Source organism: Microbacterium sp. Bi98, assembly GCF_918698045.1.
In the GTDB taxonomy this organism is placed as follows: Bacteria; Actinomycetota; Actinomycetes; order Actinomycetales; family Microbacteriaceae; genus Microbacterium.
Map to the genome: position 1 here is coordinate 675185 of NZ_CAKKLK010000001.1, position 26419 is coordinate 701603.

Genomic DNA, 26419 nt, shown 5'->3' on the forward strand with positions numbered 1-26419 from the left:
CTGTATATAGTCCAATAGATGTATACGACGTAACCCATAGAGGGGATCGATGCATGACTCTCGCTGATCTGAACCAGTTGCGCACCTTCGTCGTGCTGTACGAACTCCGGAGCGTGACCGCGGCGGCGGAACGGCTGCATGTCACGCAGCCGACAGTCAGCTACACCTTGCGACGCCTGCGCGAGACCTTCGTTGACGCGCTGTTCCGGCGCGAGGGCAACGACATGGTGCCGACCGCGAAGGCCACGCAGCTCTTCGGCCCACTGCATGAAGCCCTCGCGCAGATCGATCAGACGGTGAGCGAGCCCGACGCCTTCGATCCGGCGGGGTACAGCGGCGAGCTCTCGCTCGGTCTCACCTCGATCGGCGAGCAGACGTTTCTTCCGCCGATCATGGCCGCGCTCGCCCGCGCAGGTGCGAGTCCGCATCTGCAGGTGGCTCGGCTGGACTCCGATCAGGTCGAAGACGGATTGATCAGGGGGACGATCGACCTCGCGATGACCGTGTCGATGATCGGCAGCCCTCGACTGTGGCGAACGCACGTGCGCGCAGTCGAGTACGTGGCACTCTCCTCGGGACAGCATCCGCTTCCCCCAACGGGGCCGGAGATGTTCGACGACCGCCGCTTCGTGCGCGTCTCGGCGCGCGGCGGGCATGTGTTCCCTCTGCAGGCCCTGACCGAGCATGGCCTGATGCCGCAGGTCGCCCTGACGGTCGAGGAGTATGCGACCGTTCCGGCCGTGCTGGAGGCGACCGACCTGGTCGTGCTGCTCCCCCGCCACGTCGCCGAGGTCTTCAGCGGGTGGTTCCCGGGTCTCCGGATCGCCGATCTGCCATGGCCGGGGCAGAGCACGCCGGTGTCGGTGTACACCCGCCGCGAAGCGAACCTGTCGGCTGCCCAGAAGTGGTTCCGCTCCGTCGTGCTCGATGCCGTCACCGCGGGCGAGTACCGGACGGCTCGCGCGGACTAGCTCTTCTTGCGATTCCAGCTGGCCTTACCCGGGGCGAAGGGACTCCGGACATGGATCGACCAGCTCGAATGCGGATGGATCGACAAGATCGCGCGCTCGTACCACGCACGGGCCTCATCGGAGAGCTCGGCGACCACCGCATCCTTGTCGACGTCGTCCTCCGTCCGCGGCCGCAACGCCTTCCAGACCAGCTGCACCTCGGGGGCACCGGTCGGGATGCCGTCGATGTCGAGCACTGCCCGATCCCAGGGAAGCTGAAGACGCGGGTCGCGCTTGTAGACCCAGACGCGCGGCGCATCGTCCTCGACATTCACCTGGAGCACCCAGACGCTCCGTGCGTCGTCGTGGATGAGGACCGGCTGCAGGTCGGCATCCGAGGGTGCATCGACGAACGGAGTGGCGATGCCGTCTCCGTCCGGCGGCATCCAGGCGGTCAGCCCCGCGGGTAGCGCCTCCACGAGCGCTGCGAGGTCAGCGGCGGTCACACTCACGTCGATGTTCGCACGCGGACGGATCGCCCGACCGAGCCAGCGGTCGAGAGCCACACCGCCCGAGAGCCACCAGCGGACGGATGCCGGCGCGAGGAGCCGTGCGACCGCCTCCGCGTCCAACGGCGCCCAGGGTGTCGCGGAGGTGGGAGCGGTGGGGGGCATGGGACGAGGCTACCGCTCCGTGGAACTGGGTGATCGCCGTCGCGATCATCATAAAACTTGATGATTGAAAAGTTCAGCTAAACACTGCAGACGGATGCTCCGGTCATCCACCCGGGAAGGCCACCCGCCGGAGCAACCGCGTTAATTGCGCGTGCTCGCTATCATCGAGTGAGGAGTGGGCCGACCGCTCGGAGTCCCGCGCCGCAGCCTGAGCCGCCGCGAACACGGTACGGCCCGCGTCGGTCACCATCACCACGTTCGCCCGGCGATCCGCGGGGTCAGGGCGCCTCTCTACCAGCCCCCTCCGCTCGAGGTCGTCGACCAGCGGAACCACCTGGCTGGGGTCGAGCCGCAGGAACTCGGCGAGCTCGCGCTGCGTCGGCTGCGCTCCCTCGGCGGATGCCAGCGCGAGCACCGAATACGACCGGACGCGGAGTCCGTGCGGGGCGAGAGCGGCATTGCCCGCGGCCAGCGAGAGCGCATTGGCGCGGGCGAGCAGAAAGCTGAGATCGTCGCCGAGGGCGGATGCGGCCAACCGCCCGTGCAAACCCACCGCGTCTGTCATGAGCCGATGGTAGCAAATCGTGCCAGAAGCAATCATTGACATTCTCAATCATTGTGTGATCTGATCATGCTGAACGTCAGACGGTGCGGAACGAAGGAGTCACCATGTCACTCGAAGGCAAAGTCGCCGTGGTCACGGGATCCGGGCGCGGTCTCGGCCTCGCATACGCGCAGGAGCTCGCTCGCCAGGGAGCATCCGTCGTCGTGAACGACGTCGACGCCGACACCGCGGCCGCCGCCGTCGCGACGATCGTCGATGCCGGAGGTCGAGCAGTCTCCGTCGTCGCTCCCGTCGGACCCACCGCGACCGCCGACCTGCTGGTCAGCACCGCGGTCGAGGCCTTCGGGCGCCTCGACATCCTCGTCACGAACGCCGGCGTCCTGCGCGACACGGTGCTCTGGAAGATGAGCGACGACGATTTCGACACGGTGATCAACGTGCACCTGCGCGGCACCTTCACGACCGTGCGCGCCGCAGCCGTCCACATGCGCGAAGCGGGCGAGGGCGGACGCATCATCTGCATCGGCTCCCCGACCGGTCAGCGCGGCAACTTCGGCCAGACGAACTACGCCGCGGCCAAGGCGGGCATCGTCGGCATGGTGCGCACCTGGGCCCTCGAGCTGAAGCGCGCGGGGATCACCACGAACGCCGTCATCCCCGTCGCCGCGACCGCCATGACCGCGACCGTGCCCTACTTCGCCGCGGCGGTCGAAGCCGACACCGCGGGACGGCCCATGCCCGACTTCTTCCGGCACGACCTCGGCTTCGGCACGGCGGACGATGTCGCAGGACTCATCGCCTACCTCGGATCCGATGCCGCCTCCGATGTCACCGGGCAGGCGCTCGGCGTCGGCGGGGACCGCCTGCAGGTGTGGTCGCATCCCGAAGCGGTCGTCACCGCCTACCGGACCGGCGGCTGGACGTACGACGCCCTCCAGGAATCGTTCGCCAGCGAGTTCGGCTCCGCGCTCCAGACCGTCGGCGAGAGCTTCCCTCCTCTGCCGGAAGAGCTGCAGCGCCCTGCGGCGTCCTGAGCAGATGACCCGCTACGAAGCCGCCATCGACGTCGAGGCGCTGACCGCGATCGACGTCCACGTGCACATCGAGGTCGACGGCCACGGGCATGCCTCGCTGCCCGGAGACCTGGCGGAGGCGGCCGCGAAGTACTTCAGCGCCGATTCGCCGCGTCCCGACCTCGACAGCATCGCGGATCACTACCGCGAGCGGAGGATGGCGGCCGTGGTCTTCACGGTCGACGCGACGACGCAACTCGGACATCCCGCGATCTCCAGCGCCGAGATCGCCGAGGGTGCGGCGCGCAACAACGACGTGCTGATCCCGTTCGGGTCGGTCGATCCGCGGCAGGGTGCGGCAGCCGTGGACGGCGCACGTCGACTGATCGACGAGAGCGGGGTCCGCGGATTCAAGTTCCATCCGACCGTGCAGGGCTTCGACCCCAGTGACGAGGCGCACTACCCCCTCTACGCGGCGCTGGAGGAGGCGGGCGTCGTCGCCCTCTTCCACACCGGGCAGACCGGGATCGGGGCGGGCATGCGCGGCGGACGCGGGTTCCGCCTGGCGCTGTCGAACCCGATGCTGCTCGACGGCGTCGCCGCGGACTTCCCCGACCTGCAGATCATCATGGCGCACCCTTCGGTGCCCTGGCAGGACGAGGCGATCTCGGTGGCGACGCACAAGCACAACACCTGGATCGACCTCTCCGGCTGGAGCCCGAAGTACTTCCCGCCGCAGCTCGTGCGCAACGCGAACTCCCTGCTGAAGCGACGGGTGCTCTTCGGCTCGGACTTCCCGCTGCTGACCCCGGACCGGTGGCTGCGCGATGCCGAGCTCACCGATCTGAAGCCCGAGGTCATGCCCGGCATCCTCAAGGACAACGCCGTCCGCCTGCTGGGCCTCCGCTGATGATCGAGCCCGACCGCACCCTGCCCGCCCTCTGACAAGGAGAACACTCATGACCACGACCGCCGCCTATGCAGACGCCCCCGGCCTCGCCGGCACCGACCTCGGATTCGCCGACTGGATCGAGGTCACCCAGGATCGGGTGAACCTGTTCGCCGATGCCACGGACGACCACCAGTGGATCCATGTCGACCCGGAGCGCGCCGCCGAAGGGCCTTTCGGAGCACCCATCGCGCATGGATTCCTCTCGCTGTCCCTCGCGGTGAAGTTCTGGTCCGAGCTGTTCGAGCTCGAAGGCGTGACCACCAAGGTCAACTACGGACTCGACAAGGTGCGGTTCGTCTCCCCCGTCAAGGTCGGCTCCCGCGTGCGGATGAACGCCGTCATCGCCGAGGTGACCGAGGTCCCCGGCGGATACCAGTTCGCCGTCGACCAGACGATCGAGATCCAGGACGCACCGAAGCCGGCACTCGTGGCACGAGGGATCTACCGCTTCTACGCGTAGACCCATCGGCTGCGGACGCACTCAAGGGAGAGCGCTCATGCACAATCGCGGACTGGGTGGATGGATGGTCAAGCGACGGATGAAGTCGCCGGACAAGACCGCCCTAATCTTCGACGACACGTCGATCAGCTACCGCTCGCTGGCCGACGACGCCGACCGCATGGCGGCCGTGCTCTTCGAACGCGGCGTGCAGAAGGGCGACCGCGTCGCGTTCCTCGGTGACAACTGCCCGGAGTTCCTCGTGACCCTGTTCGGCGCCGCCACGCTCGGAGCCGTGTTCGTCCCGGTGAACACCCGGCTCGCGCCGCCCGAGATCACGCACGTGCTGGAGGACTCGGGGGCGCGCGTGATCGTGCACGATCCGGCAGCGACCGCGACCGTCGCGTCGCTCGACCTCGAGATCGATCACGTGCTGGAGACCGGTGCCGACGGGCTCGAGGCGATCCTGGCGGAGACGCGCGCGGGACATGTCGACGTCGCGGTGTCGCTCGAGGACCCCGCCGTGATCATGTACACCTCTGGCACCACCGGTCGCGCGAAGGGTGCGGTGCTCACGCACGGCAATCTCACCTGGATGGCGATCAACTGCGTGATCGACTACGACATCGTCTCGACCGATGTCGCGCTCATGATCTCTCCCCTCTTCCACGCCGCGTCCCTGGGCATGGGGGCTCTCCCCTGTGTGCTAAAGGGCGCGACCCTCGTGCTCGAGAAGGGCTTCGACCCGGAGCGCGCGCTGCGCCTGATCCCGGGGTACGGCGTGACCATGCTCAGCGGCGTGCCGACCACGTATCAGCTGCTCGCGGATCACGAGCTGTGGCCGGGCACCGATCTCTCGTCCCTGAGGAAGCTCACGTGCGGCGGGTCCCCCGTGCCGACGCGCATCATGAACGCCTACGAGGAGCGCGGGCTGTCGTTCTCGCAGGGCTATGGGATGACGGAGTCGTCTCCCGGCGCGACCTCGCTCGCCCCCGCGATGTCCCGCGCCAAGCAGGGCAGCGTCGGCCTCGGGCACTTCTTCACGGATGTGCGCGTCGTCGATGTGAACAGCGCGGTCGCCGCGCGCGGCACCGTGGGCGAGATCGAGATCATGGGCCCGAACGTCTTCGCCGGCTACCACAACCTGCCGGAGGCCACAGCGGCGGCCTTCTCGGACGACGGCTGGCTGCGGTCCGGCGACATAGGATACCTGGATGCCGACGGCTACCTGTTCATCTCGGACCGCCTCAAGGACATGATCATCTCGGGCGGCGAGAACATCTACCCGGCGGAGCCGGAGAACCTCATCAACGACATCGAGGGGGTCACCGGGGTCGCCGTCATCGGCGTTCCGGATGATCGATGGGGCGAGGTGCCGTGGGCCGTCCTGACGGTGCGCGACGGAGCTGCCGTGACTCTCGAGGACGTCCGGTCCCACCTCTCCGGCCGGATCGCCAAGTACAAGATCCCGAAGAACGTGATCGTGGTCGAGGCACTGCCGCGCACGGCATCCGGCAAGATCCGCAAGGCCGAGCTGCGGCTGCGCTATGCGCGGTCACGCGCGTAGCGTTAGCTGAGCTCGAGCGTGATCTCCCGCGCGCCTCCCGCCGGTGCGCAGACCCGTGAGACGCAGACGCAGATGCGCGAGCTCGCGTCCCGCTGTCGTTCGCTGTAGAAGACGTCGCGGTGGTCGATAACCCCTTCGAGGTCGATGACCCTCGCCTCGCACAGGCCGCACTCGCCCTTGCGGCAATCGAACAGCGCATCGGCCCCGGCCGACTCGAGGGCTTCCAGCAGCGTCGATGACGTGGGCACCACGGTCTCCAGCCCGAGTGCGGGCACGCGCACCGTGAAGGCTTCCGGTGCGAACCAGCCGCTGTTGCCGAAGGTCTCGAACCGCAGGTGCGACGGAGCGTGCCCGCGTGCGATCCACGCGCGCCGCACGGCATCCATCAGGCGGATGGGCCCGCACATGTACAGCTCGCCCTCCGGCGCGATGCTCTCGACCAGAGCGATGACGTCCAGCGACGTGCCCTCCTCCCGCACATGCACCTGCAGCCGGTCGCCGTGGTCCGCCTCGAGGTCGCCGAGATAGGCCATCTGCCGACGCTCGCGTCCGCAGTAGACGATCCGGTATTCGGCGCCGGCCGCTGCGAGCGCCGAGGCCATCCCCGTGATCGCCGTGATCCCGACCCCGCCGGCGAGAAGCGTGTATGTCGGGGCGCCGAGCCGCAGCGGGAAGTCCTGGAGTGGCTGCGTGACCTCGATGACGTCGCCCTCCCGCAGGGCGTGCATCACCGCGGCCCCTCCGCGCGAGGCTTCCGAGTCGAAGACGCTGATGGCGAGCGCGGCTCCGGCGGATTCGCTGTCCACGATCGAGTACGACCGCGTGACGGTCTCGGTCCCGATGCGCATGCGCACGTCCAGGTGCGAGCCCGGAGGGGCGGGGACCGGATGCTGCGGCCGCATCACGATCCGTCTGATGGCCGGCGTCAGTTCGGCACTGCCGATCACCGTCGCCCGCTGCCAGACGATGGAGTGCGCGCTCGCCACGGTCAGCTTCCGACCGCGGCGGGCACGGCCATGCGGCCCTCGGCCTCCAGCATCCGTTCGAGGAGGCGCCGCACCCACATGCCTCCCGCGTCGATGTTGAGGCTGTAGAACTCGTAATCCGGGTTCGCGTCGATGGCGGCCTGCTGCGCCTGGAGCATCACCTCATCCTCGCTGAAGACGCCGTGCACGCCGTTGCGCAACTGGGTTGTGATGAGCTGACTGTCGAGCCGGTAGTTGCGCTGGAACGACCAGAAGTAGTGACTGGTCCGGTCGGTCTCCGGCGTGATGGTGTTCATCACGTAGCCGTTGACGCCTGCGCTGCGGTCCCCCTCGGGTGCTCCGGTGCCGGTGGCCGCCACTCCGACGTCCAGGCAGATCGTCGACGGCGCCTCGAAGTGGATGATCTGCCAGCGGTCGACTCGGCCGGAGAAGCCGGGGAACTTGTCGCGCATGTTCTTCAGCCAGAACGGCGGCGCCTCGATGTCGATCATCCATCGCTCGACCGTCACCGTGGTGTCGGTGTGGCTGGTGACGAACTCCGACTCGCTGAGCGCGTCCTGGCCGATGCTCGAGGTGTGGACGAACTCCTCGTGCGTGAGATCCATGAGGTTGTCCACGACCAACTGGTAGTTGCACTCGGCGTGGATGAGTTCTCCGTCGCCGGTCCACTCGGGCGATGTCATCTGGTGCATGTCGGGGATCGTGGATGGATTGGCGAGCGCCGCATCTCCGACCCAGACCCACACGTACCGGTACCGGTCGACGATCGGGAAGGAGGGGACCATCGCGCTGGGGTTGATCGTCTCCTGGGCGGGCATGGCGGTGCACCGGCCGGTGCGGTCGTAGCGGATGCCGTGGTACGGGCACTGCAGCTCGTCGCCGATGACCTTTCCCATCGAGAGCGGAGCGAGGCGGTGCCAGCAAGCGTCCGCGAGCGCCACCGGTGCGCCGTCCTCCGTCCGGAAGAGGGCCAGCGGCCGCCCCGCTATCGTGCGCGCGAGCGGCTTCCTGGTGACTTCGTGATCCCAGGCCGCGACGTACCAGGCGTTTCGCGGATATTCGAAGATCTTCGCCGTCGTCGTCTCTGCCATCGCCACTCCTTCGTGTCGGGAATTTACCTATCTCGATAGGTATTTGCAGCTTACGAGCGAACGGTCCTCCCGCGCAAGGGATCGGCGCCTCCTGATACGTTCCTGGAGACGACGAGAGAGGTTCGATGTCACTGAGATATGCGCTGCTCGCCCTGTTGCGAGTGGGCCCGCTGTCGGGGTACGAGCTGCAGAAGCTGTTCTCGGAATCCGTCGGTCACGTGTGGCATGCGCCCGACTCGCAGATCTACCCCGAGCTCCGTCGCATGGAGGCCGACGGGTTGCTTCTGGCCGAGGAGCAGACGCGAGGCGTGCACGGACGCCGCCGCATGTACCACGTGACCGAAGAGGGCGCGCGGGCGTTCTCCGACTGGTTCGACGAACCGCTGGAGTATTCGCGCGTTCGCGACCCCGCGCACCTCCGCGCCGCGTACCTCGAATCGGCCGAACCCCGAGCCGCCCGCGAATTCCTCGACGCCCATGTGCGCCAGCACACGGAGCTGCGGAACAGGTGGCAGAGCGAGATCGACCGCATCCGGTCGGGCGCCCATCCGATGGTCGAACGGCGCCTCGCCGCGATCCCCGAAGCCGAGCGGGAGCGCGCGGTCGCCTTCAAGGTGTTCGCGTACGAGGGCCTGATGGAGCGCGCGACGGCGGAGATCCGCTGGGCCGAGCGCGGCCTCCGGCTTCTCGACGACCTCGGGTGACAGCCGCCATGCCGATACCCGATCAATGGGAATCGCGCTTCACCGTGTCAGACTCACCACATGGCGAACTCCTCCACCGGCGACTCGGTCACCGAACGGTTGATCCGCGTGCTCGAGACGTTCACACCCGCCCGGACGGTGCAGACTGCGGCCGAGATCGGGCGCCGGGCCGGACTCCCCGCCTCGACCGCGCACCGCATCGTCGGCGAACTGGTGGATGGCGGGATGCTGGAGCGCGACGATGACAGGCGCATCCGCATCGGCATGCGCCTGTGGGAGCTCGCGACACGCTCGTCCCACGCGCTGCGGCTGCGGCAGGTGGCACTGCCGTTCATGGAGCGCGTGCAGGCGCGGGTGCGCGAGCACACGCAGCTCGCGATCCTCGAGCAGGATGAGGCGCTCTTCCTCGAGCGGCTGAGCGGACCGGATTCCGGCGCGAACGTGACCAGGGTTGCCGGGCGCCTCCCGCTGCACGCGTCGTCATCCGGTCTCGTGCTGCTCGCCTACGCCGATCGGGCACTGCAGGAGCGCATCCTCGCGGGACCGCTTCCCGCCGTCTCGGTCGAGACGATCACGGACCCGGCGGCCCTGCGGCGAAAGCTCGCGGAGGTGCGCGCACTGGGGTACGCGAGCGCGCCGGGGTACATCGAAGCGGTGTCGACGGGTGTGGCGGTGCCCGTGCGCGACGAGGCGGGAGACGTGACTGCCGCACTCTCCGTGGTGCTCCGTCGTGACGACGCGGTCGAGCCGGCTGTGCGCGAACTGCTCGCCGCCGCACAGGACATCGAGCGCTCTCTCGGCGGACGACGCTGAGGTTCAGCAGACTACAGTCCCGTTCAACGGGAACCCCGACGCGCCCTCCGCGAGATGCAAGCAGACTGGCTGCGACCCACTCGTCGAAGGAGACGCCATGCCCCGCACCGTCCGCACCAGGGTCGCCATCGTCGGCGCCGGTCCCGCAGGCCTGCTGCTCTCGCATCTGCTGGCCGACGCCGGTGTCGAATCGGTCGTGCTCGACCGTCGCAGCCGCTCGGATATCGAGTCGACCATCCGTGCCGGCATCCTCGAGCAGGAGACCGTACGCGTGCTCCACGAGTCCGGAGCGAGCGAGCGGGTGCTGACCACCGGCAACCGTCACGACGGCATCGAATTGCGGTTCGACGGCGAGGGTCACCGTATCGATTTCCCGTCTCTCGTCGGTCGCAGCGTCTGGCTGTATCCGCAGCACGAGGTACTCAAGGACCTCATCGCCGCGCGTCTGGCCGCAGGCCAGGACCTCCGGTTCGAGACCGAGGTCAACAGCGTGGGCGACGTCGAGACCGAGCACCCCTGGGTGACCGCCACGACGGCCGACGGTGACGAACTGCGCATCGACGCGGACTTCGTGGTCGGCGCAGACGGCTCGCGGAGCGTCGTGCGCCCGACCGTCGCCGGTCCTTCGACGGGTAATTACTTCCGCGAGTACCCCTTCGCCTGGTTCGGCATCCTCTGCGAAGCGCCGCCCAGCTCGGAGGAGCTCATCTACAGCAACTCCCCCGACGGTTTCGCGTTGATTAGTCAGCGCAGCGCCACCGTGCAGCGGATGTACTTCCAGTGCGACCCGGCCGCCAACCCCGACGCGCTCTCCGAGGCGGAGATCTGGGACACGCTGCAGGCCCGAGTGCCTGGCACCTCTCTCGCCACCGGACAGATCGTGCAGCGTGACGTCCTCCGCTTCCGCAGTTTCGTCGCCCGCGAGCTGCGGCACGGGCGATCCGTGCTGGTCGGCGACGCCGCGCACACGGTTCCCCCGACCGGCGCCAAGGGCATGAACCTTGCGGTGGCCGATGTGGTCCTGCTCGACTGCGCCCTTCGCGCGCTGCTTCTGGAGAACGACGCGCGCCTCATCGACACGTTCGCCGAGACCGCCTTGAAGCGCATCTGGAAGGCGCAGCACTTCTCCTGGTGGATGACGAGCATGCTGCACACGGCGGTCGACGCCTCCCCGTTCGATCAGCGCCGACAGGTCGGGGAACTGCGATCCGTGGTCGAGTCGGAAGCCGGCCGCACGTTCCTCGCCGAGGCGTACACGGGGTGGCCCCACGAGGGATGAGGGGAATCGACTCGACCCTGACCTGGCCCGCGACGAGACTCAGCCGATCAAGCGGCGGCGAGGCCGCGATCGACTGCACGGCGCCAGGCCCGCCGTGCGACCGGTTTGTGGCTCGCCGTTCCTACGGTCCACAGCACCGCCACGAGGTCTTCGCGTGAAGTCCGGAGAAAGAACGCGCGCGGTGTAGGCGTCCTCGACAAGCTCCTAGCGACACGAGCCACCTAGTCCGCCGCGGCGAGCGGAACCGGTGCTTCACCCGTCGGAGGCGGTCGAAGCATCTTCCTCGTCGCCTACAACCTTTCCGAGAAGCCCCACGAGCAGGTGTTGCTCGGGCAGCGTCAGCGCATTGAGGGCTTCGGTAGCGTTCCGCATCGCACGTTCGTGGATCTCCAGGACGAGGTCGGCGCCTTGCGGTGTCAGCGACAGGAGAATGGATCGCTGATCGGTGGACGAGCCGACCGACGTCACCAGCTGGCGGGATTCGAGGGGCTTACGGGCAGCGGACACGGCCGCCCGGCTCATGGACGTGAGAGATGCAAGGCGGTGGGGCTCAAGTGGCCCGGCAACCCACAACGCGAAACAGACTCGGAAGCCTGCCCAAGTGAGGCCATCGGGTAACACCACGCTATCGCTGTCCGCCAACTGTCGCGTGACGCGACGCGTGAGCAGTGTCAATAGCACGGTGGGTCCGCTTCCGAGATGCCCGAGTTCGGCTGCGGTGCGATCACCAGCCAGCTTCACGAAGTCCAGAAACCGGTCTTCAGGAAGACTCGCTCTTGACTGTGTCATTGCCTTACCCCCTTGGTGATACCCGAGCTGATTCGGGTATCACCGTTCATGTCGTCCACTACGTCAAACGGTAGAAGCGGACCTTGATCGACTGAGAGAAACGAGCGCCCGTGCTCACGAATATGTTGTCGTTCATCCATCCGTATCGTCCTGCGGGGGCCGAGAACTCGGGAACGCATCGGAAGTAGTACTCGTCAGCGTCGACCTCCTCGCCTGCCGCAAGACGTTGCATCACCGCGGGGTCGCCATGACGAAGACCGCGGTTGCGACACCGCAAGTGCACACCGTCATCCGTTTCCAGAAGGTAGAGCGCATCGATGACGGTGACCCCATCCGGGCGCGTCAGCTGCCAATCATATCCACCGACCATCTTGCCCCGGATGTGCGGGCCCTCGAAAGGCCCGCCAGGGGGGATGGGAATCACCCGTTCCAGTCCATTCGGGGTGCTCCCGATGGTCACAGCAACTGAGAGATCACCAGTCGCTTCGAAGAGAAGTTCCAGGCCTGGATCACGCATGCGGGTTCCTCATTCCTATTGGATCTGCGGTTGTGGAAGTCGCGAAGCAACTGCCTGCTCCGGATCTGACACGATCGAGCGCTCGCCTGCGGCGCTCAGACGCGAGCATCGTGTGAGTAGACTTCTCGTCCGTCGACCCAGGTCGATACCACGCGGGCCTCCCCGATCTGCTCGGGAGGTGCGGTGAACGGGTCAGTGTCGAAGATGGCGAAGTCGGCGTCATAGCCCACGGAGATTCTGCCGGCTCGGTCCTCGAGGCCGTTCACATAGGCAGAACCCGCCGTGTACGCATCCCAGATCGACCTTAACTGCATGGCCTCTTCCGGCAGGAACGGGCCCGGGTTCGGCGCTCCCGTCGCGTTGCGATTCACGGCGACGTGCATCCCCGCGACCGGACTGATGTCAGAGACGGGCCAGTCACTCCCTGCTGCAATTCGGGCACCAGCCCGCTCCAGCGTCCCAAATGGGTACTGCAACTCGCGTAGCTGAGGATCGAGGAACGGAATGGTCAGGTCATCCATGTACGCATCGCTCTGCGCCCACAGCGGTTGGAGGTTCGCGATCGCACCGAGCATCGAGAAACGATCCGCGTCGTCCGGCTGCACGATCTGCAGGTGCGCAAGGTGGTGTCGCTGCAAGGAAGGGCGCGGCAGCGACGAGATCGCATCGAGCGCATCCCGAACCGCTTGATCGCCCAGGGCGTGGAAGTGCATCTGGAAGCCGGCTGCGTCCAGTTCCTTGGCGGCGGACCCGAGTTGCTCGAAAGGCACGAGTCTCATCCCATGGTTCTCGGTGGCATGACCGTGACCATCGTGGTACGGCTGGGTGAGGAGCGCGGTGAAGTTCGCGCAGGTCCCGTCCAGCATGATCTTGATTGAATCGGCGCGGAAACGCGGCGCCCAATCGCGCGCACGATTCCGGCGCTCGATCAATTCGCCGACCTGGTCCAGTCCGCGGTTCCTGTCCCACCACAAGGCGCCCCGGACTTTCGCCTGCAGGTCGCCGCGTTCCAGTGCCTGAAGGTATACGTCGAGCGCATCGATACCGTTGTCGTGCACACGCAGAATGGCGTCCTGCCACCCGGTGATTCCGTGTGAGAAGCAGTGATCCTGGGCGACGAGCAACCCGCGGTACATGGCACCGAAATCGGGTTCGGGTGCGACGGACTGCACGAGCATTATGGCTCCCTCGTGCAGGGTGCCGGATGGATATCCGTCTGCTTCTCTCTCGATGCGCCCATCGGATGGATCAGGCGAGGTCACTCCGATGCCCGCTGCGCGGAACGCCGCGGTATTAGCCCACGCACTGTGCCGCTCCCCGCTGCGCAGGATGGCCGGACGACCGCCTGTCGCCGCGTCGAGCTCCTGGCGCGTAGGAAGCCCATTCGGAAAAACGTCCTGCCTCCATCCCCCACCGGTCACCCACGCGTCCTCCGGCAACACCGCTGCGAACTCAGCGACGATTCGAAGAACCTCTTCGCGGGTCGCCGCTTGGTTGAGATCGCACTGACCACGTTCCGCCCCTCCCATGATCGGATGCAGGTGGGCGTCGATGAAACCCGGACTGAGCAGGCCGCCGGCAAGGTCGATCTCATCGGCCCGCCCGATTCGATCGCCCACCTCGCCTCTGGTCCCGATCGCAGCGATGACACCGTCTACGACGCCGACCGCAGCCGGCCGCGAACCGACCCCCGTCACGTAGATCGAACCGTTTACAAAGATCTTGGAAGCCATTTCTTGTTCCTCTCAGGACTCGTTCTCGGACACTCAGAAGTCGATGCCGTCGAGGGCATGGTGCAACGCGGCCGGCACGTGCTCAGGCAGATACCAACGCTCCTCGACGAGCTCCGCCAGCCGCCTTTCGACGCGTTCTCTATAGACGTCGACTGAGCCATAGAGACTTCGCATCTGCTCTGCGGAAAGGGCCCGGTGCTCCCAGTACTTCATGGTCAAGGGGCCATCGACATCGGCGGCCATCAATGTGCGCGGCACGTCGACGTCGAGATACCGGACCCCGCCTCTAGCATGCCCTGAGGAGTCCTTCGCCGATCGCAGCGCTCGGTAATCCACGCCCGCCATATCCCGGACATACGACGCCGGAATGTCCACGACGATCGGATCGGCGCGGGGCGGTGTCACACCCCTGGTCCAGAGGATGACGTTGTCAAGGGCTGCTGCAAGGAGGAAGATCGTCGCCACATGCTCCGGCTCATCCGGCAGATCGCCCTCGGACATGTGCCGCCCATCGACGGGCTTCTCGTAATGCACTCTGCGAACGCCACTGATGTGACCGCGACCGGGGATCTGATAGCACCTGTAGAGGTCACCTGGCGTGTCGCTGTCCCCCCGACTGTGCCATTGGTGCTGCATGACCTCATCTTCAGTCATGAACTCCATGACGGGCACCGACGCCCCCCGGACGACTCGCCGCGGGTCGTCGAGCTCAAGCTGATCGAATTCGCCGATCGGCCTCAAGTCTTCGTCGAAGTCCAGTTCGCCATCCCGGTCGATGTTCACGTAGCCCATCGGCCCGAACCCGCCGCTTGAGACCCCGATCACGTAGCCGTCGATGATGTCGTGACCAGCCTCGAGACTGTGCAGGGCGTGAAGGTGCTCTGAAAGGTAAGTACGGAGGAAGCTACCCGACTGCGACCATCCGTTCGCGATGATCCGCTCCGCCGGCTTCAGCCCGGGGAGCATGCCACCGCCCTCGGAAGTGCGGAGCGCGCGCCCGACAGCAGCGATCATGTCCCAGAGCAGCCCGTCGTGCCCCACCGACAAATGCGCGTACCTGGCAGAAGAGCTTGCCTTGAGCGCCTCCACGATCACGTTCTTGCACGTGAGTCCCACGTAAGCATCACCGCGCTGGAGGATGTATCCGGCTGCGTCAGGCCAGAACATCGATGACTCCATCCCGCCCGAAGGGTTCAAGAGCTCGAAGTGAACGTTCCCACTGAACCTCTCCGGACTGAGCGGGAAGACGCTGACGACACGACTCGTGAACTCGGAAGTGGCGGTCACCGAATGGGGAAGAGCGCCGTTGCTATCGGCGAAAACGCGCGCCGGAGCCGAGATCGAGTATTCCCGGACGTCGTAGCCTGCGTCACGAATGGTCGCGAGGTTCTGCGAGATCTGCTCGGGGAGGTACGACGGAGATTCTGTCGCACCGGGAATCTCGTTGATCATGCCGGATGCCTTTCTCTAACTGCCTGGTCATTGGTTGAGTAGTGGACGATCACTCATCCCCATCGTCGCCAGTGGGTGTTCCGCAGCGGCAACGGAGTGGCGAGTGCAGCGCCCGTCGGACACGGTTCAACTGGGAAGAACGCGGGGAGGGATCGGCGTGTGGCCGAACGCTGAGAGCAGAGTGCGCGTGTAGGCATGTTGCGGCGCGTTCATGATCTGGTCGGTCGCGCCGCTTTCGACGATCACACCGCCCTTGAGGACCGCCATATCGTCCGTCAAATGATTGATCACCGAGATGTCGTGGCTGATAAACAGGATCGTCAACCCCAGCTCCCGCTGCAGCCCCATCAAGAGATTCAGAATCTGTGCCTGCACGGATACATCGAGTGCGGAAGTTGCTTCATCCGCTACCAGCACCCGAGGTCGACATGCCAACGCGCGGGCGATCACGACGCGCTGTCGTTGACCACCGCTGAGGGAACTGGGAGCCCTCTCTACAAGGGCACCGCTGAGACCGACCTGCGCGAGCAGTTCGATCGCCCGGTCGCGCGCCCTGGCGCGCCCCTGCCGATCTGCGACAGCAACCGCCTCGGTCACAGCGGCGAGCGGTGACAAGTACGGGTTCAGCGCCGCGAACGGATCCTGAAACACCATCTGCACGGATCGGCGCATACCGTTCCTGCGCGAACTGCGATCCCAGCGCCTGCCTTCGATGAGAATATCGCCGTCCGTCGGTCGGCGCTCGTCGACGACGAGTCTGCCCAGGGTGGACTTCCCCGATCCGCTCTCCCCGACGAGCCCTGTGATCGTACCCGCCGGAACCGCGAGGCTGATGCCTTTCAAGACCTCTGGACCGTTTCCGGTGTACCGATAACGCACGTCACGTAGCTCGATCGCTGGGGTGTCGCTCATGCCGCCACGACCTTCTCTGCATGGTGGCACGCGGCCGCGTCGCCCGCGCGCACGTTCCTGAGTTCAGGCACCGACTGGGCGCACACTTCGGTCGAGAACGGGCACCGTTCGCGGTAGACACAACCACCGTCCCGCCAATCGACAGGTGGTCGCGGGGCGCCCGGTATCGCACCCAGAACCGTCTTACGCGCTGCGAGCGTAGGATCTGCCTGGAGTAGAGCTCTCGTGTACGGGTGCGACGGTGCGGACAAGACAGTCGATGTCGGGCCGAGTTCGACGATTCGACCTCCGTACATCACGGCAACTTGATCGCAGACTCGGCGGATCACACGCATGTCATGCGACACGATGACCATTGCCATGTTTCGTTCCTTCTGCACCTGCTGAATCAAACCGAGCACCTCGTTCTGGACTGTCGCGTCCAGGGCTGTCGTCGGTTCGTCAGCAACCAGGATGTCGGGGTCGCCCGCGAGCGCGAAGGCCAGCATCACGCGCTGCCGCATCCCGCCGGAAAGCTCGTGGGGATAACTGCGAAGCACCCGGTCAGGGTCGCGCATCTGCACTTGTTGCATCAGCACGCGTGATTTGTCGCGCTTCACTATCCGGGTGCCGACGAGGATGTCGTTGAGCTGACTGCCCACCCTGCGCACGGGATTGAGGCCGGCCATGGAGGCTTGCGGCATATACCCGACGCGTCGACGCCGCAGTTGAGCCCAGCGGCGGGTATCGGCTCGGGCGAACTCTTCGCCCTGGAACTCGATCGAGCCCGCGTCGATGGTTCCACCGGAGAGGCTCAACATTCCCACCAGGGCACGGCAGAGCAGGGACTTTCCAGAACCTGTCTCCCCGACCACGCCGAGGGTCGTTCCGGGAGCAGCTTCCAGCGTGATCGGACCAAGCCTGACGCTGTCTCCCACTGAGAACTCGAGGTCTCGGACTCGCAGGCTGAGCTGCGCTTCCGGCGCCGTGTCCAGAGTCATTCCTGTCTCCTCAGTTTGCGCGCAGTGCGATCGAGCAGTCCGTCGGCGATGACCGACGCTGCGACCGCCGAGATGGTCAACGCGAGCGCAGGGAAGATGACCTGCCACCAGGCGAAGACGATTGAGGAGCGCCCCTCGTACATCATCGATCCCCATTCCGGAGTGGGCGGCGGTACACCAGCTCCCAGGAACGGGAGGCTGGCGACGAATCCGACGATGATCACGGCGTCGGCGACCGCATAGGTCCCGGTCACGGCAATCACAGCAGGCATGATGTGGCGGAACGTGATCCGACCTTTCCCATATCCCATCAACTCGGCGGCGACGATGTAGTCGCGTGATCGGAGGCCAGCGGCCTCGGCACGCGCGAGACGCGCATAGATCGACCAGCCGACGACCACGATCCCGACGAGGATCTGAAACACTCCCGGCGGCGTGCCCAGCACACTGACCTGATTGCCGACGGTGAGCAGAATCAGAAGGATCAGCAGCGGAAAGGGGACGGCGATGAGTGCGTCTGTCACCCTCATCAGGACCGTACCCCAGGTGCGCCGCCTCGCCATGCCGGCCAGAGTGCCGAGGAGTGTCCCGATCGCCAGAGACACGAACGCCCCTACCAGTGCCACGAGGTAGTCGACGTGGACGGCGACGAAAGTCCGGACGAAAACGTCGCGCCCGAGCACATCGGTCCCGAATGGGTGCTCGGGGGACGGTGGCGCCAGAGGCGGCCCGCCCAGCTCGTTAGGGCCGTAGCCGATGAGGACCGGAGCGAGAAAGCTCATGATTACGAAGAGCAGGAGCACTACCGCGCCGGCGATGATCTCGGTGAGACCACGTTCGGCACGGCGTCGTTTCGCCGCGAGAGGAATAGCGGTTGTCCGCGGAATGGTAGTCACTGAACACGCACCCTTGGGTCGGCGATCGTGTAGATCATGTCGGTGATGAGGCTGATCACGACCGTGAAGATGCCTGTGAACACGGTCACCCCGACGATCACGGGATAGTCGCGTTGTCCGACGGCCGTCACGACCACCGAGCCGATTCCCGGAATCCCGTAGAGCGCCTCGATCACCACCGCGCCGCCGATGAGCACCGCCATGCTGAATCCCACAAGGGTGATGATCGGGAGAAGCACGTTGGGCAGGACGTGGCGGACGACGAGCGAGAGCCGCGAGACGCCACGGCTGATCGCGGCCTCCACGAACTCCTCGCCCATCAATCTCGTCGACTCACGCTCGATTGATCGGACGAAGATCGGCGTCATGAATAGCGCCAGGGCCAAGCTGGGAAGCCAGACGTATCGCAGCGTGCTCGGCCATTCCCTCGACCAACCCCCCGCAGGCGCCCAGTGAAGCTGAACGCTGAACAGGATGAGCAGGTAGATACCGATTAGGAAGGACGGGATGGCGATGAGGACGACCATCGACATCCGGAGGACGCGAACGCCTCGAGAGCCTACCCCAAAGGCGGGGAGGAGACCAAGCGGAACAGCGATGACGAGTGTGAAGAGGATCCCCGTGACAACCAAGGAAAGCGTGACGGGGAGGGCTTCACCGACGATGAAGAAGACCGGCTGGTCCGAGGTCATCGACGTTCCGAAGTCGCCGATCAGGAGCCCCGCGAGCTGATTCAGGACCTGAGAGAAGAGCGGTTGGTCCAGACCGAGCTGATCACGCAACGCCTCGAGCGTCTCGGGCGTCGCCTGCATACCCAGAATGGCCTGCGCCGGATCGCCGGGTACGAGCCGGACGAGCACCGCCGTCCCGACCACGATCAGCGCCACCACAATGACGAGCTGCAGGATGCTCTGCCCGACTCTCCGCACCAACCGTGACCATCCGCGTCGTCCCCGGGCAGGGGAGGAGCCTGCCGCGATGGCCTCCGTCGTGGCACTCATGATCTCTCACCCTGAGATGAGATAGAGGCGACTACGAACCCGTCCATGTCTTTTCCTTGCGCGTGAATCGAGAGGCTCGGGCGACGGGCGAGGGCGCGCGGCCTACTGGCCGGCAATCCACAACTCCGAGTTCGGCTGCAGACCGATCACGTCGACGAGGTTGGATCGAACGCCGTAACTGCCCGTCACGCCGGAGACGGGAATGATCGGCGTCCACTCTTCGAACACCTGCAACACCTGGGCAGATGCCGCTTCCTGGTCCTGTGGCGTCTGAGCTCCGAACAGATCATTGAACGCGGGCGCGATCTGTTCGTTCTCGCAACCGGCGAAGATGCACATCGTGGCAGCCGGGTCGAAGTTGCCCTTCGCAGAACTCGGAGCATTGAACTTGCTGAACGTGACGATGTTGAGGTCGAACGCGCCGTCCACCGAGTTCTGAATGAACTGCTGGTCCTCGACGGGCTGGATGTTCATGTTCAGCCCCAGCGGCTCGAGCTGCTGCTGAAGCACAGCGGCCACTCGACCCGCCTCGTCTGAGGCGCTCGCGAAGTAGCTGACGGTGAACGAGCAACCGTTCTCGCAGGCGGTGCCTTGGAGCAGCTTCTCCGCCTGGGCGATGTCCTGCTTCGCATAGACCTTCACCGGTACCGGGTAGTCCGCCACGGCAGGGTACGGCCCACTTTGAAGTATGACGTCCGGCCCGAACGCGGACGTCGCCAGGGCCTCGCGATCGATAGCCCACGCGATCGCCTGGCGGATGCGCACGTCTTCGAACAGTCCACCCGGCCGATTGTTCGGAACGATGAAAAGGCTCGCGAGACCGTCGACCTGCTGAGCCGTCACGTCTCCCGAGAGCTGTGCCGACACTTCGTGCGGCAGCGCAGGAATGAAGTCCACATCTCCGCTCTGGAGGCGCTTGACGCTGGTGGGAGTGTCTGCCACCACACTGAACTCGAGCTTTTCGACCGCGGGGTGGGTTCCTGCGAACGTCTCGTTTCGGACGAGCGAGAACGAGCTCCCCTTGACGTTGCCTTCCGGAACGTAAGGACCGGAGAAGACGGGCTCACCTTGGAAGTAGTCCTCGTCCGTCGCAGCGGCGGCGGGAAGGATACCCATGGCCGGCACGGCCAGCATCTGATCGAAATTCGCAAACGGCATGCTCAGTCCGATGGTCACCGTCCTGCTGTCGGGCGCCGCCAATTCGACGATCATCTCTGCGTAGCTCTGGTTAGGCCCCGGGGTGTCCCGCAACCTGGTGAGGGACGCCACGACGTCTTCACTCGTCAACGGCGAACCGTCGGAGAACGTCAGATCAGGCTTCAAGACCACTGTGTAGATCGTGGCATCGCTTGAGGCGGTCACGCTCTCGGCGAGCACGGGCTCCGTTTTAGTTGCACTGCCCCGAACGAATTGCACGAGTCGCCCACTGGTCAGCGCGACGATCACGGAGTCAGACAGGTAGGGACCCATGGCCGGATCGATAGACGTCACGGACGTGGTGAGATCGACGTGAACTTCGGTCAGGTCAGCCGGCGCCTGGCTTGCACCCCCGTCTCCGGAACATGCGGCGAGGGCCAGCGACGCAGCTGCAAGAACCGACGCCCCCCATAAGACGGTGCTTCTGGACTTCCGACTGTTGACCATCTCTACTCCTCTGTGGTGCGACGGGTGGGTCTCGCTCTGTGTCATGGCTAGGGAACTCGCGCCTTCTCTGTCCGACTCGAAGTGCTTTCGGTGGTCTTCCCGACCAGAGTCCCGGTTGAGTACAGGCTACCCAGCCATCGTCATATCGTCAACTAGTGAATTAGCTCGCATCTTCAGAGAACGCGTGGTCCGCCGTATTCACGGGCATCGTGGCGCAATCAAGGCAAATGGAAACTGTCGGCAGGTTCAGAAGTAAACTTCTCGCCCCGTCGGATCAAGAGCATCTGACTGTGGTCACCGGGAGAGAACGGCTGATGCCGCGGGCCGCGAAGACGAAGATCGACCTGTCACTTTCACTGGATCTTGACCTCGTCAATGTCGCCGGGACAGTGAATACCGAGATCCTGCCGTTGAGGGCGCTCGACATGGCGGCGTCGGGATCCGCGAGGCCCTCGCCAGTCATACGCATCACTCATACGACGGCTCGGGACATGGCGAGAATCTGCACCGGCCGGGAGGTGATTCACAACGCGCCGCCGCCCAGCCTGATGAGTTCCTTCGCGGCGGCCGTGACGAACGAAACCTGAGTGCGCACGAGTTCACTCGCGGTTTCGGCATCGCGACTCTCGATGGCCAGGGCCAGTCTGTGGATCAACGGGTGACCGGACTGGTCGCGCCATAGAGGAGACTGATAGGTCTCGCGCCAGACAGTGACGAGACTCAATTGCCGAAACTGGAGCTCGAGCTGCCGAGATCCGGCAAGGCCGACAATCGCAGCATGGAAGTCGAGATTGTCACGCAGGAACGCGTCGAGTGCATCGGGAGTGCCGGTTTCGCTCTTGGCCAGGGCATGCCCACGCCGGACGATGTCGAGCACTCGGTGATCTGGGGCGTCGTGCAGGTACGCGTCGAGCACACCGACCTCGATCGTCTGGCGCGCTCCATAGAAGTCATCGACGAACTCCTCAGTAATCGGCGTCGGCGTGAACACGCCTTGCTCCGAACGCAACACGAGTCCCTCAGCGAGAAGCCGTACCAGTGAGTTGTACACCAGTGCAGATTCCGTCTGGAGTTCCCCGGCGAAATCGTCGATATGAATTTCCTCGCCGACGGCTGTGCGTCGCCGCAAGACGAGCTCGCGAACCGATTCGTAGCTGCTGGCTTCGAGTATCCGCTCAAGCGATCCGAATTTTCCTCGAAAGTATGCGAGAGGCTCCCCAGGCCGAGACCGCGCGTCGAGAACCTCCCCGATGAAGACGGTATGAGTTCCGCCGGGAGCTGTGTCTGCCACGCGACACTCGATGCTTGCGAGCGCACCCTCAATGAGCGGCAGTCCTCGCTCGCTTTGAGCGTATGGGACATCGCGGAACTTGTCGGCGCCTTTCGTAGCGAACCGAGTTGCGAAGTCGCGCTGTTCGAGCGCCAAGATGTTGACCGCGAATCGTCCCCGCTCACGAATGGCATCATGAGTGGAACTCGATTTGTTCAAGCACACCAGCATCATCGGCGGATCCATCGACAACGATGCCACCGCGGAAGCCGTCGTGCCGAAGAGGCGGCTATCAGACTCGGTCGTGATGATGGTCACCCCCGACGCGAAGTGCCCCGCGACGTTCCGAAAGACTCCTTGATCGAGCGCGCCGGCGGCGGCGGGATCTGTTGACTGCGACATGACTACTCCTCATTCAAGAATGATCGGGTTCCAGTGCGTGGATGCGCTTCTCAACGAGACCCGCTCGCAACGGGCAGAGCGCACTCCCAAGCTGTGTGTGTATGCGTTCAATCCGATTCGACGACCGGCAGACGAAGAACGCTTTCATGGGTGCTCCCCGTGCAGATACTCCACCTGCCGACGGTTCGCGACTCCTCGTGGAGGATCTGAAGCGGTGGCACGCCACCCGACAACGGTCGCTTCATCCAATCTCGCCCTTGAATGGTCAGCACGAGGCTTTCGCCAGCATGAAAAGTTGTGCCGGATGCCCAGACCTCGATATTCAGGCAGACGGGCACTCCTGGTGTGAGGGGCTGCTCCGCGTCATGCGGATGATAAGGGACCAAAGCGGTGGAGCGCGTGAGGTCAAGCGCTCTGTGGCTGGCTCGCAACCATCCGAGTGCGACGGGCCCGTCCGCGAAAAGCGAATTGATGGGAAAGAGCACCTCGGTTCCGTCGGCGCGCAGTTTTCGTACCACGACGAACACGTCTGCGTCCGTGCTCTCGTCCGCGCTCAACCAGATCGACAGCGAGACAGGTCCGATGACGTCCCGGTCTTGTGTGAACAGGTACGCAGCATCAAACGACTCGGTCTGCGGATCGAAAGTCGCAGTGGCTCCGGTCTCGGGCGGGGCACCCGACAACGACCTGGTCGCGGCGTCCAGATGGAGCGTCTCGAAACGTTCCGCGACGGGCCAGTCAGGCAATTCCACCCATCGGGATTCGGCGGAGTCGCCCGTGTCACGCAGCTCGGCTCGGACACGAGGCCAGTCGTGGATCCCGGATTCTCGTTGTTTGAGAAAGGTGTCGAAGAACACGCGCTGCCGTTCGACGCTCGCCGGCTCATAGAAGTACTGCCACTTCTTCTGCCCATGCACCTCCAGCCACTTGTTCGGCGAAACCATCGCTGCGAACGCATTGAGCGTGCCGCGGGTGTGCAGCCCATGGTCGCTCCACGATGCGACGACGTATGCCGGCACATCTATAGTGGCGAGATCTCCGTACTTGTCGGCGTAGTACCAGTCATCGAGGGGATGCGCCTCGAGATTGGCCGCAGTGTCTTCGGTGCGGGAAAGGCCGTATGACACGTTCGTCGAGACTCGGGGCCGGAAGCCGGTTTCAGGGATCCCCCCATGTGTTGCGAACTCCCGATACCAGTCGGCGAAGCACTCCCAAGGGCTGATGGCCTTGAGCGACGGAGGCTTCACCGACGCCGCCTGGTACTGACTCCCCGCCAAGTACGAAACTCCCAGCATCCCGACCCGGCCGTTCGACCACGTACTGGCTCCCAGCCACTCGATCGTGTCGTAGAGATCGTCGCGCTCTTGTGGGCCGTTATGGGAGAAGTCGCCTTCCGAATGCCAGAGTCCCCGGGGGTCGGCATAGGCGACGGCATAGCCGTGTCGCGTCCAGTAGACCGGGTCCGGCGCCTCGAAGCCGGTATGTGGCGAGATCCATTCCGGATCGACTCCCGACCCGGGGAACGTGGCCTTCGTGACCCAGTGCTTCCCGTACGGGCCCCACGCGAGCAGGACCGGAAGGTCTGTCGCCTCAGAAGTGGGCCGGTAGATATCGAGGTAGATCGTAGTTCCATCGCGAAGTCGGACTGCAGCATCCTTTTCGACGATAAGCCCACCGAGATCGACGGTCTCGTGAAGCAAGGGCGGGGGCGCCGGCTTTCCGACCACGCTGGCGGGATCCGCACCCGGGCGATCGATAATCGCATGAGGGTCCAACGGCGATGACATCATGAGTGCCCCCCCATCAAAACTGGAGACCGGGCCGCGCCAGTCCGAGATGGTCTCTCAGCTGTGTGCCCTCGTACTCCGTCCGAAACAGACCCCGGTTCTGTAGCTCAGGGACGAGCATGGAACAGATCCGCTCAAACCCCTCGGGGTTATAGGGAGAATTGAGATTGAACCCGTCACACGCGGGGGTTTCGAACCACTTCTGCATCCGGTCCGCGATCGTTGCCGGCGTGCCGGCAATCCACTGATGCCCTGTCGACCGCGCTCGATCGTGAATGAGATCGCGCAGAGACAGTTCCTGGTCGACCGACTTGCGACGATAGATCTCCTGGCGACTGGATCGCTGCGGAATCTGATCAAACCGCTCAGCCGGGACCGGTTCATCGAGGTCGAGGTCAGATAGATCCACCTTGAGGTCGCCTGCAATCTGGAGTCGCCCCTGCTCGACATCGAGGAACGAGCTCAGCTCGGCCGCAATCTCGTCAGCCTCACGCTGTGTAGATGCGACCACGGGCACGATCCCCGGGATGATCTTCACGGCGTCGGGGTCGCGCCCATTCGCAGCGATCATGGACTTGCTTGAGGCATAGAACGAGACCGCTTGGTCGAAGTCCGGCTGGGCGGTGTAGATGGCATCTGCCACCGACGTCCCCAATGCCATGCCGGGACCGGAGGAACCGGCTTGCACAAGCACCGGGTGACCCTGCGGCGGCCGGGGCATATTCAGCGGCCCCTCCACCGTGAAGTAGTCGCCCGCGAAGTCGATCTTGCGCAGTTTTGCGGTATCGAGCCACCGACGCTCGGAGCGATCCACGACCACTGCGTCATCGGACCAGCTGTCCCATAGTTGCTTGACGACCTCGACGAACTCCTGTGCCCGACGATACCTCTGTGCTGGGTCAGGGACCTCTGCGAAGCCGAAGTTCTGATAGCCATCGCCAGAAGTCACGATGTTCCAACCTGCGCGCCCCGCCGAGAGGTGGTCCAGCGACGCAAGCATCCTCGCAACGTTGTACGGATCCATGAGGGACGTAGACAGCGTCCCGATGAGGCCGATATGGCGAGTTCGCGCCGCCAATGCTGAAAGCGTCGTCATCGGCTCATAGAAGCCGTTCATCATCGTGTCGCCACGCAACGTAGGTGTCGCGTGAACTACGTCACCGAAGAACAGCGCGTCGAGCTTGGCGTTCTCGGCTGTTCGCGCGATATCGGTGAGCAGGTCGAGTCCCGGCACCTCCTCTGCGCGGCTCCCCTGACGACACCAGCTGTTGCGGTGGTAGCCAAGCGGCATCACGAACGTCGTAAGAACCATCATGCGTGTCATGTCTTCAATCCGATCTTTCTGGAAGGGCGGGAGAACACTGAAAAAGTGGCAGAAGTCGTCGCGGGTTCGCGCCCGCTGAACGGCAAGTACTGAGCTTCAACGCCGTCGCAGACCGCCCCCGATGACGCCACCAGCAGCACCGACCTCGACCATCTCCTCGTCATGATCGGGCGCGTGAACGCGGAACCAGAGCTTGGAGATCTTCCATTCCCCGTTCTCCCGGACGTACTCAGTCTCGTAACGGCCTTCCGACCACGGCCCCCAGACGCGAAGCATGCCGAGCGAAGTCTTGAAGTCCGCCTGCAGTCGATGCCACGTCCACGTGCCGCGCGCTGCATCTCCATCGACCACGATGTCCGGCGACGACAGAATGTACCCATCGTTGCTCTGCACGACAGGAACCAAGTCCCTCGTGAACATGGCATCGATGGCCTCACGACCTCGGTGCACTCCGTGATGACGGATGTCGCAGAGCGCGTCCTCGGTGTAGGCGGAAGACACCGCTCGCCAATCGCGCGCCGCCAGGTCACGAATGTACTTGTGATGAAGCGCGGCTATGGCCTGAGTCGACTCGAGATCCTCGACCCTTCGCTCCAGTGCGATCAGATGCCGCGTCAGATCCTCGTGATTCACCGTCTGCCACTCCTTCGTTGCCGACTATTTGGTCACTCGAACGACC

Annotated in this window: 25 protein-coding genes; 8 read left to right on the plus strand and 17 right to left on the minus strand. The window is 64.9% G+C overall.

Annotated features, from left to right (window positions below; all coding sequences use genetic code 11):
- Positions 1-53: 53 nt before the first annotated feature.
- A complete protein-coding gene (locus LQZ85_RS03345; protein ID WP_230100461.1) occupies positions 54-971 on the plus strand; it encodes a LysR family transcriptional regulator in 918 nt (305 codons plus the stop codon).
- Here the strand turns inward: LQZ85_RS03345 and LQZ85_RS03350 are convergent.
- A complete protein-coding gene (locus LQZ85_RS03350; protein WP_056279384.1) occupies positions 968-1624 on the minus strand; it encodes a hypothetical protein in 657 nt (218 codons plus the stop codon). The two genes, LQZ85_RS03345 and LQZ85_RS03350, sit on opposite strands and share 4 nt — an antisense overlap.
- 103 nt (positions 1625-1727) lie before the next feature.
- Positions 1728-2189: a MarR family winged helix-turn-helix transcriptional regulator gene (locus LQZ85_RS03355; RefSeq protein WP_056280225.1), complete on the minus strand. Its 462-nt coding sequence runs from the start codon at positions 2187-2189 to the stop codon at positions 1728-1730.
- A 104-nt stretch (positions 2190-2293) separates the two neighbouring features.
- On the opposite strand from LQZ85_RS03355, the gene LQZ85_RS03360 reads away from it, so the two are divergent.
- Genes LQZ85_RS03360 through LQZ85_RS03375 form a run of 4 tightly spaced genes read left to right on the plus strand, consistent with a single transcriptional unit; the run spans position 2294 to position 6160 of the window.
- Positions 2294-3223 carry an SDR family NAD(P)-dependent oxidoreductase gene (locus LQZ85_RS03360; RefSeq protein ID WP_230100462.1) on the plus strand — a complete coding sequence of 310 codons (930 nt, stop codon included), beginning with the start codon at positions 2294-2296 and terminating at the stop codon, positions 3221-3223.
- Between the two features lie 4 nt (positions 3224-3227).
- Positions 3228-4112, plus strand: coding sequence for an amidohydrolase family protein (locus tag LQZ85_RS03365; protein ID WP_230100463.1), 885 nt, complete (start codon positions 3228-3230; stop codon positions 4110-4112).
- Positions 4113-4161: 49 nt separating this feature from the next.
- The gene (locus LQZ85_RS03370) at positions 4162-4614 is read left to right on the plus strand and encodes a MaoC family dehydratase (RefSeq protein ID WP_230100464.1); all 453 of its coding nucleotides are present in this window, start codon (positions 4162-4164) and stop codon (positions 4612-4614) included.
- A gap of 37 nt (positions 4615-4651) precedes the next feature.
- Positions 4652-6160: a long-chain fatty acid--CoA ligase gene (locus tag LQZ85_RS03375; protein WP_230100465.1), complete on the plus strand. Its 1509-nt coding sequence runs from the start codon at positions 4652-4654 to the stop codon at positions 6158-6160.
- 2 nt (positions 6161-6162) lie between these two features.
- On the opposite strand, the gene LQZ85_RS03380 is transcribed toward LQZ85_RS03375, so the two are convergent.
- Together LQZ85_RS03380 and LQZ85_RS03385 are read right to left on the minus strand one after the other, a co-directional pair.
- A complete protein-coding gene (locus LQZ85_RS03380) occupies positions 6163-7146 on the minus strand; it encodes a PDR/VanB family oxidoreductase (protein WP_230100466.1) in 984 nt (327 codons plus the stop codon).
- A gap of 2 nt (positions 7147-7148) precedes the next feature.
- A complete protein-coding gene (locus tag LQZ85_RS03385; protein WP_056279371.1) occupies positions 7149-8237 on the minus strand; it encodes an aromatic ring-hydroxylating dioxygenase subunit alpha in 1089 nt (362 codons plus the stop codon).
- A 125-nt stretch (positions 8238-8362) separates the two neighbouring features.
- Between LQZ85_RS03385 and LQZ85_RS03390 the strand changes: the two genes are divergently transcribed.
- The 3 genes from LQZ85_RS03390 to LQZ85_RS03400 all read left to right on the plus strand — a co-directional run bounded on the left by LQZ85_RS03390 (position 8363) and on the right by LQZ85_RS03400 (position 11033).
- Complete coding sequence (locus LQZ85_RS03390; RefSeq protein ID WP_056279369.1) at positions 8363-8941, plus strand: PadR family transcriptional regulator; 579 nt, start codon at positions 8363-8365, stop codon at positions 8939-8941.
- 60 nt (positions 8942-9001) lie between these two features.
- Positions 9002-9754 carry an IclR family transcriptional regulator gene (locus LQZ85_RS03395; RefSeq protein ID WP_056279366.1) on the plus strand — a complete coding sequence of 251 codons (753 nt, stop codon included), beginning with the start codon at positions 9002-9004 and terminating at the stop codon, positions 9752-9754.
- Between the two features lie 97 nt (positions 9755-9851).
- On the plus strand, positions 9852-11033 hold the full coding sequence (locus tag LQZ85_RS03400) for a 4-hydroxybenzoate 3-monooxygenase (protein ID WP_230100467.1): 1182 nt from the start codon (positions 9852-9854) through the stop codon (positions 11031-11033).
- A gap of 252 nt (positions 11034-11285) precedes the next feature.
- Here LQZ85_RS03400 and LQZ85_RS03405 read toward each other — a convergent pair whose 3' ends face one another.
- The 13 genes from LQZ85_RS03405 to LQZ85_RS03465 all read right to left on the minus strand — a co-directional run bounded on the left by LQZ85_RS03405 (position 11286) and on the right by LQZ85_RS03465 (position 26373).
- Positions 11286-11822, minus strand: a complete 537-nt coding sequence (locus tag LQZ85_RS03405) for a MarR family transcriptional regulator (protein ID WP_157538253.1) — start codon at positions 11820-11822, stop codon at positions 11286-11288.
- 58 nt (positions 11823-11880) lie between these two features.
- Positions 11881-12339 carry a DUF3237 domain-containing protein gene (locus tag LQZ85_RS03410; protein ID WP_230100468.1) on the minus strand — a complete coding sequence of 153 codons (459 nt, stop codon included), beginning with the start codon at positions 12337-12339 and terminating at the stop codon, positions 11881-11883.
- Between the two features lie 95 nt (positions 12340-12434).
- Positions 12435-14072, minus strand: coding sequence for an amidohydrolase (locus LQZ85_RS03415; protein ID WP_230100469.1), 1638 nt, complete (start codon positions 14070-14072; stop codon positions 12435-12437).
- Positions 14073-14105: 33 nt separating this feature from the next.
- Positions 14106-15524 carry an alpha/beta hydrolase domain-containing protein gene (locus LQZ85_RS03420; RefSeq protein WP_230100470.1) on the minus strand — a complete coding sequence of 473 codons (1419 nt, stop codon included), beginning with the start codon at positions 15522-15524 and terminating at the stop codon, positions 14106-14108.
- A 126-nt stretch (positions 15525-15650) separates the two neighbouring features.
- A complete protein-coding gene (locus LQZ85_RS03425; RefSeq protein WP_056279353.1) occupies positions 15651-16436 on the minus strand; it encodes an ATP-binding cassette domain-containing protein in 786 nt (261 codons plus the stop codon).
- Positions 16433-17416, minus strand: coding sequence for an ABC transporter ATP-binding protein (locus LQZ85_RS03430; protein ID WP_056279352.1), 984 nt, complete (start codon positions 17414-17416; stop codon positions 16433-16435). Before LQZ85_RS03430 ends, LQZ85_RS03425 begins: the two co-directional genes overlap by 4 nt.
- Entirely contained in the window at positions 17413-18312 is a 900-nt protein-coding gene (locus LQZ85_RS03435; protein ID WP_230100471.1) for an ABC transporter permease, read from the minus strand. Before LQZ85_RS03435 ends, LQZ85_RS03430 begins: the two co-directional genes overlap by 4 nt.
- Positions 18309-19313: an ABC transporter permease gene (locus LQZ85_RS03440; RefSeq protein ID WP_082586645.1), complete on the minus strand. Its 1005-nt coding sequence runs from the start codon at positions 19311-19313 to the stop codon at positions 18309-18311. Before LQZ85_RS03440 ends, LQZ85_RS03435 begins: the two co-directional genes overlap by 4 nt.
- Before the next feature lie 102 nt (positions 19314-19415).
- The gene (locus tag LQZ85_RS03445) at positions 19416-20957 is read right to left on the minus strand and encodes an ABC transporter substrate-binding protein (protein ID WP_056279345.1); all 1542 of its coding nucleotides are present in this window, start codon (positions 20955-20957) and stop codon (positions 19416-19418) included.
- A 523-nt stretch (positions 20958-21480) separates the two neighbouring features.
- The gene (locus LQZ85_RS03450) at positions 21481-22629 is read right to left on the minus strand and encodes a flavin reductase (protein WP_230100472.1); all 1149 of its coding nucleotides are present in this window, start codon (positions 22627-22629) and stop codon (positions 21481-21483) included.
- 107 nt (positions 22630-22736) lie between these two features.
- Positions 22737-24419, minus strand: a complete 1683-nt coding sequence (locus LQZ85_RS03455) for a CocE/NonD family hydrolase (protein ID WP_230100473.1) — start codon at positions 24417-24419, stop codon at positions 22737-22739.
- Positions 24420-24432: 13 nt separating this feature from the next.
- The gene (locus tag LQZ85_RS03460; protein ID WP_230100474.1) at positions 24433-25740 is read right to left on the minus strand and encodes an LLM class flavin-dependent oxidoreductase; all 1308 of its coding nucleotides are present in this window, start codon (positions 25738-25740) and stop codon (positions 24433-24435) included.
- 96 nt (positions 25741-25836) lie between these two features.
- Complete coding sequence (locus LQZ85_RS03465) at positions 25837-26373, minus strand: nuclear transport factor 2 family protein (RefSeq protein WP_056279339.1); 537 nt, start codon at positions 26371-26373, stop codon at positions 25837-25839.
- Positions 26374-26419 lie beyond the last annotated feature (46 nt).

Coding starts and splice junctions, on each gene's coding strand:
- LQZ85_RS03345 (WP_230100461.1), top strand. CDS start 54: ATGACTCTCGCTGATCTGAACCAGTTGCGCACCTTCGTCGTGCTGTAC.
- LQZ85_RS03350 (WP_056279384.1), bottom strand. CDS start 1,624: ATGCCCCCCACCGCTCCCACCTCCGCGACACCCTGGGCGCCGTTGGAC.
- LQZ85_RS03355 (WP_056280225.1), bottom strand. CDS start 2,189: ATGACAGACGCGGTGGGTTTGCACGGGCGGTTGGCCGCATCCGCCCTC.
- LQZ85_RS03360 (WP_230100462.1), top strand. CDS start 2,294: ATGTCACTCGAAGGCAAAGTCGCCGTGGTCACGGGATCCGGGCGCGGT.
- LQZ85_RS03365 (WP_230100463.1), top strand. CDS start 3,228: ATGACCCGCTACGAAGCCGCCATCGACGTCGAGGCGCTGACCGCGATC.
- LQZ85_RS03370 (WP_230100464.1), top strand. CDS start 4,162: ATGACCACGACCGCCGCCTATGCAGACGCCCCCGGCCTCGCCGGCACC.
- LQZ85_RS03375 (WP_230100465.1), top strand. CDS start 4,652: ATGCACAATCGCGGACTGGGTGGATGGATGGTCAAGCGACGGATGAAG.
- LQZ85_RS03385 (WP_056279371.1), bottom strand. CDS start 8,237: ATGGCAGAGACGACGACGGCGAAGATCTTCGAATATCCGCGAAACGCC.
- LQZ85_RS03390 (WP_056279369.1), top strand. CDS start 8,363: ATGTCACTGAGATATGCGCTGCTCGCCCTGTTGCGAGTGGGCCCGCTG.
- LQZ85_RS03395 (WP_056279366.1), top strand. CDS start 9,002: ATGGCGAACTCCTCCACCGGCGACTCGGTCACCGAACGGTTGATCCGC.
- LQZ85_RS03400 (WP_230100467.1), top strand. CDS start 9,852: ATGCCCCGCACCGTCCGCACCAGGGTCGCCATCGTCGGCGCCGGTCCC.
- LQZ85_RS03405 (WP_157538253.1), bottom strand. CDS start 11,822: ATGACACAGTCAAGAGCGAGTCTTCCTGAAGACCGGTTTCTGGACTTC.
- LQZ85_RS03410 (WP_230100468.1), bottom strand. CDS start 12,339: ATGCGTGATCCAGGCCTGGAACTTCTCTTCGAAGCGACTGGTGATCTC.
- LQZ85_RS03415 (WP_230100469.1), bottom strand. CDS start 14,072: ATGGCTTCCAAGATCTTTGTAAACGGTTCGATCTACGTGACGGGGGTC.
- LQZ85_RS03420 (WP_230100470.1), bottom strand. CDS start 15,524: ATGATCAACGAGATTCCCGGTGCGACAGAATCTCCGTCGTACCTCCCC.
- LQZ85_RS03425 (WP_056279353.1), bottom strand. CDS start 16,436: ATGAGCGACACCCCAGCGATCGAGCTACGTGACGTGCGTTATCGGTAC.
- LQZ85_RS03430 (WP_056279352.1), bottom strand. CDS start 17,416: ATGACTCTGGACACGGCGCCGGAAGCGCAGCTCAGCCTGCGAGTCCGA.
- LQZ85_RS03440 (WP_082586645.1), bottom strand. CDS start 19,313: ATGAGTGCCACGACGGAGGCCATCGCGGCAGGCTCCTCCCCTGCCCGG.
- LQZ85_RS03445 (WP_056279345.1), bottom strand. CDS start 20,957: ATGGTCAACAGTCGGAAGTCCAGAAGCACCGTCTTATGGGGGGCGTCG.
- LQZ85_RS03450 (WP_230100472.1), bottom strand. CDS start 22,629: ATGTCGCAGTCAACAGATCCCGCCGCCGCCGGCGCGCTCGATCAAGGA.
- LQZ85_RS03455 (WP_230100473.1), bottom strand. CDS start 24,419: ATGATGTCATCGCCGTTGGACCCTCATGCGATTATCGATCGCCCGGGT.
- LQZ85_RS03460 (WP_230100474.1), bottom strand. CDS start 25,740: ATGACACGCATGATGGTTCTTACGACGTTCGTGATGCCGCTTGGCTAC.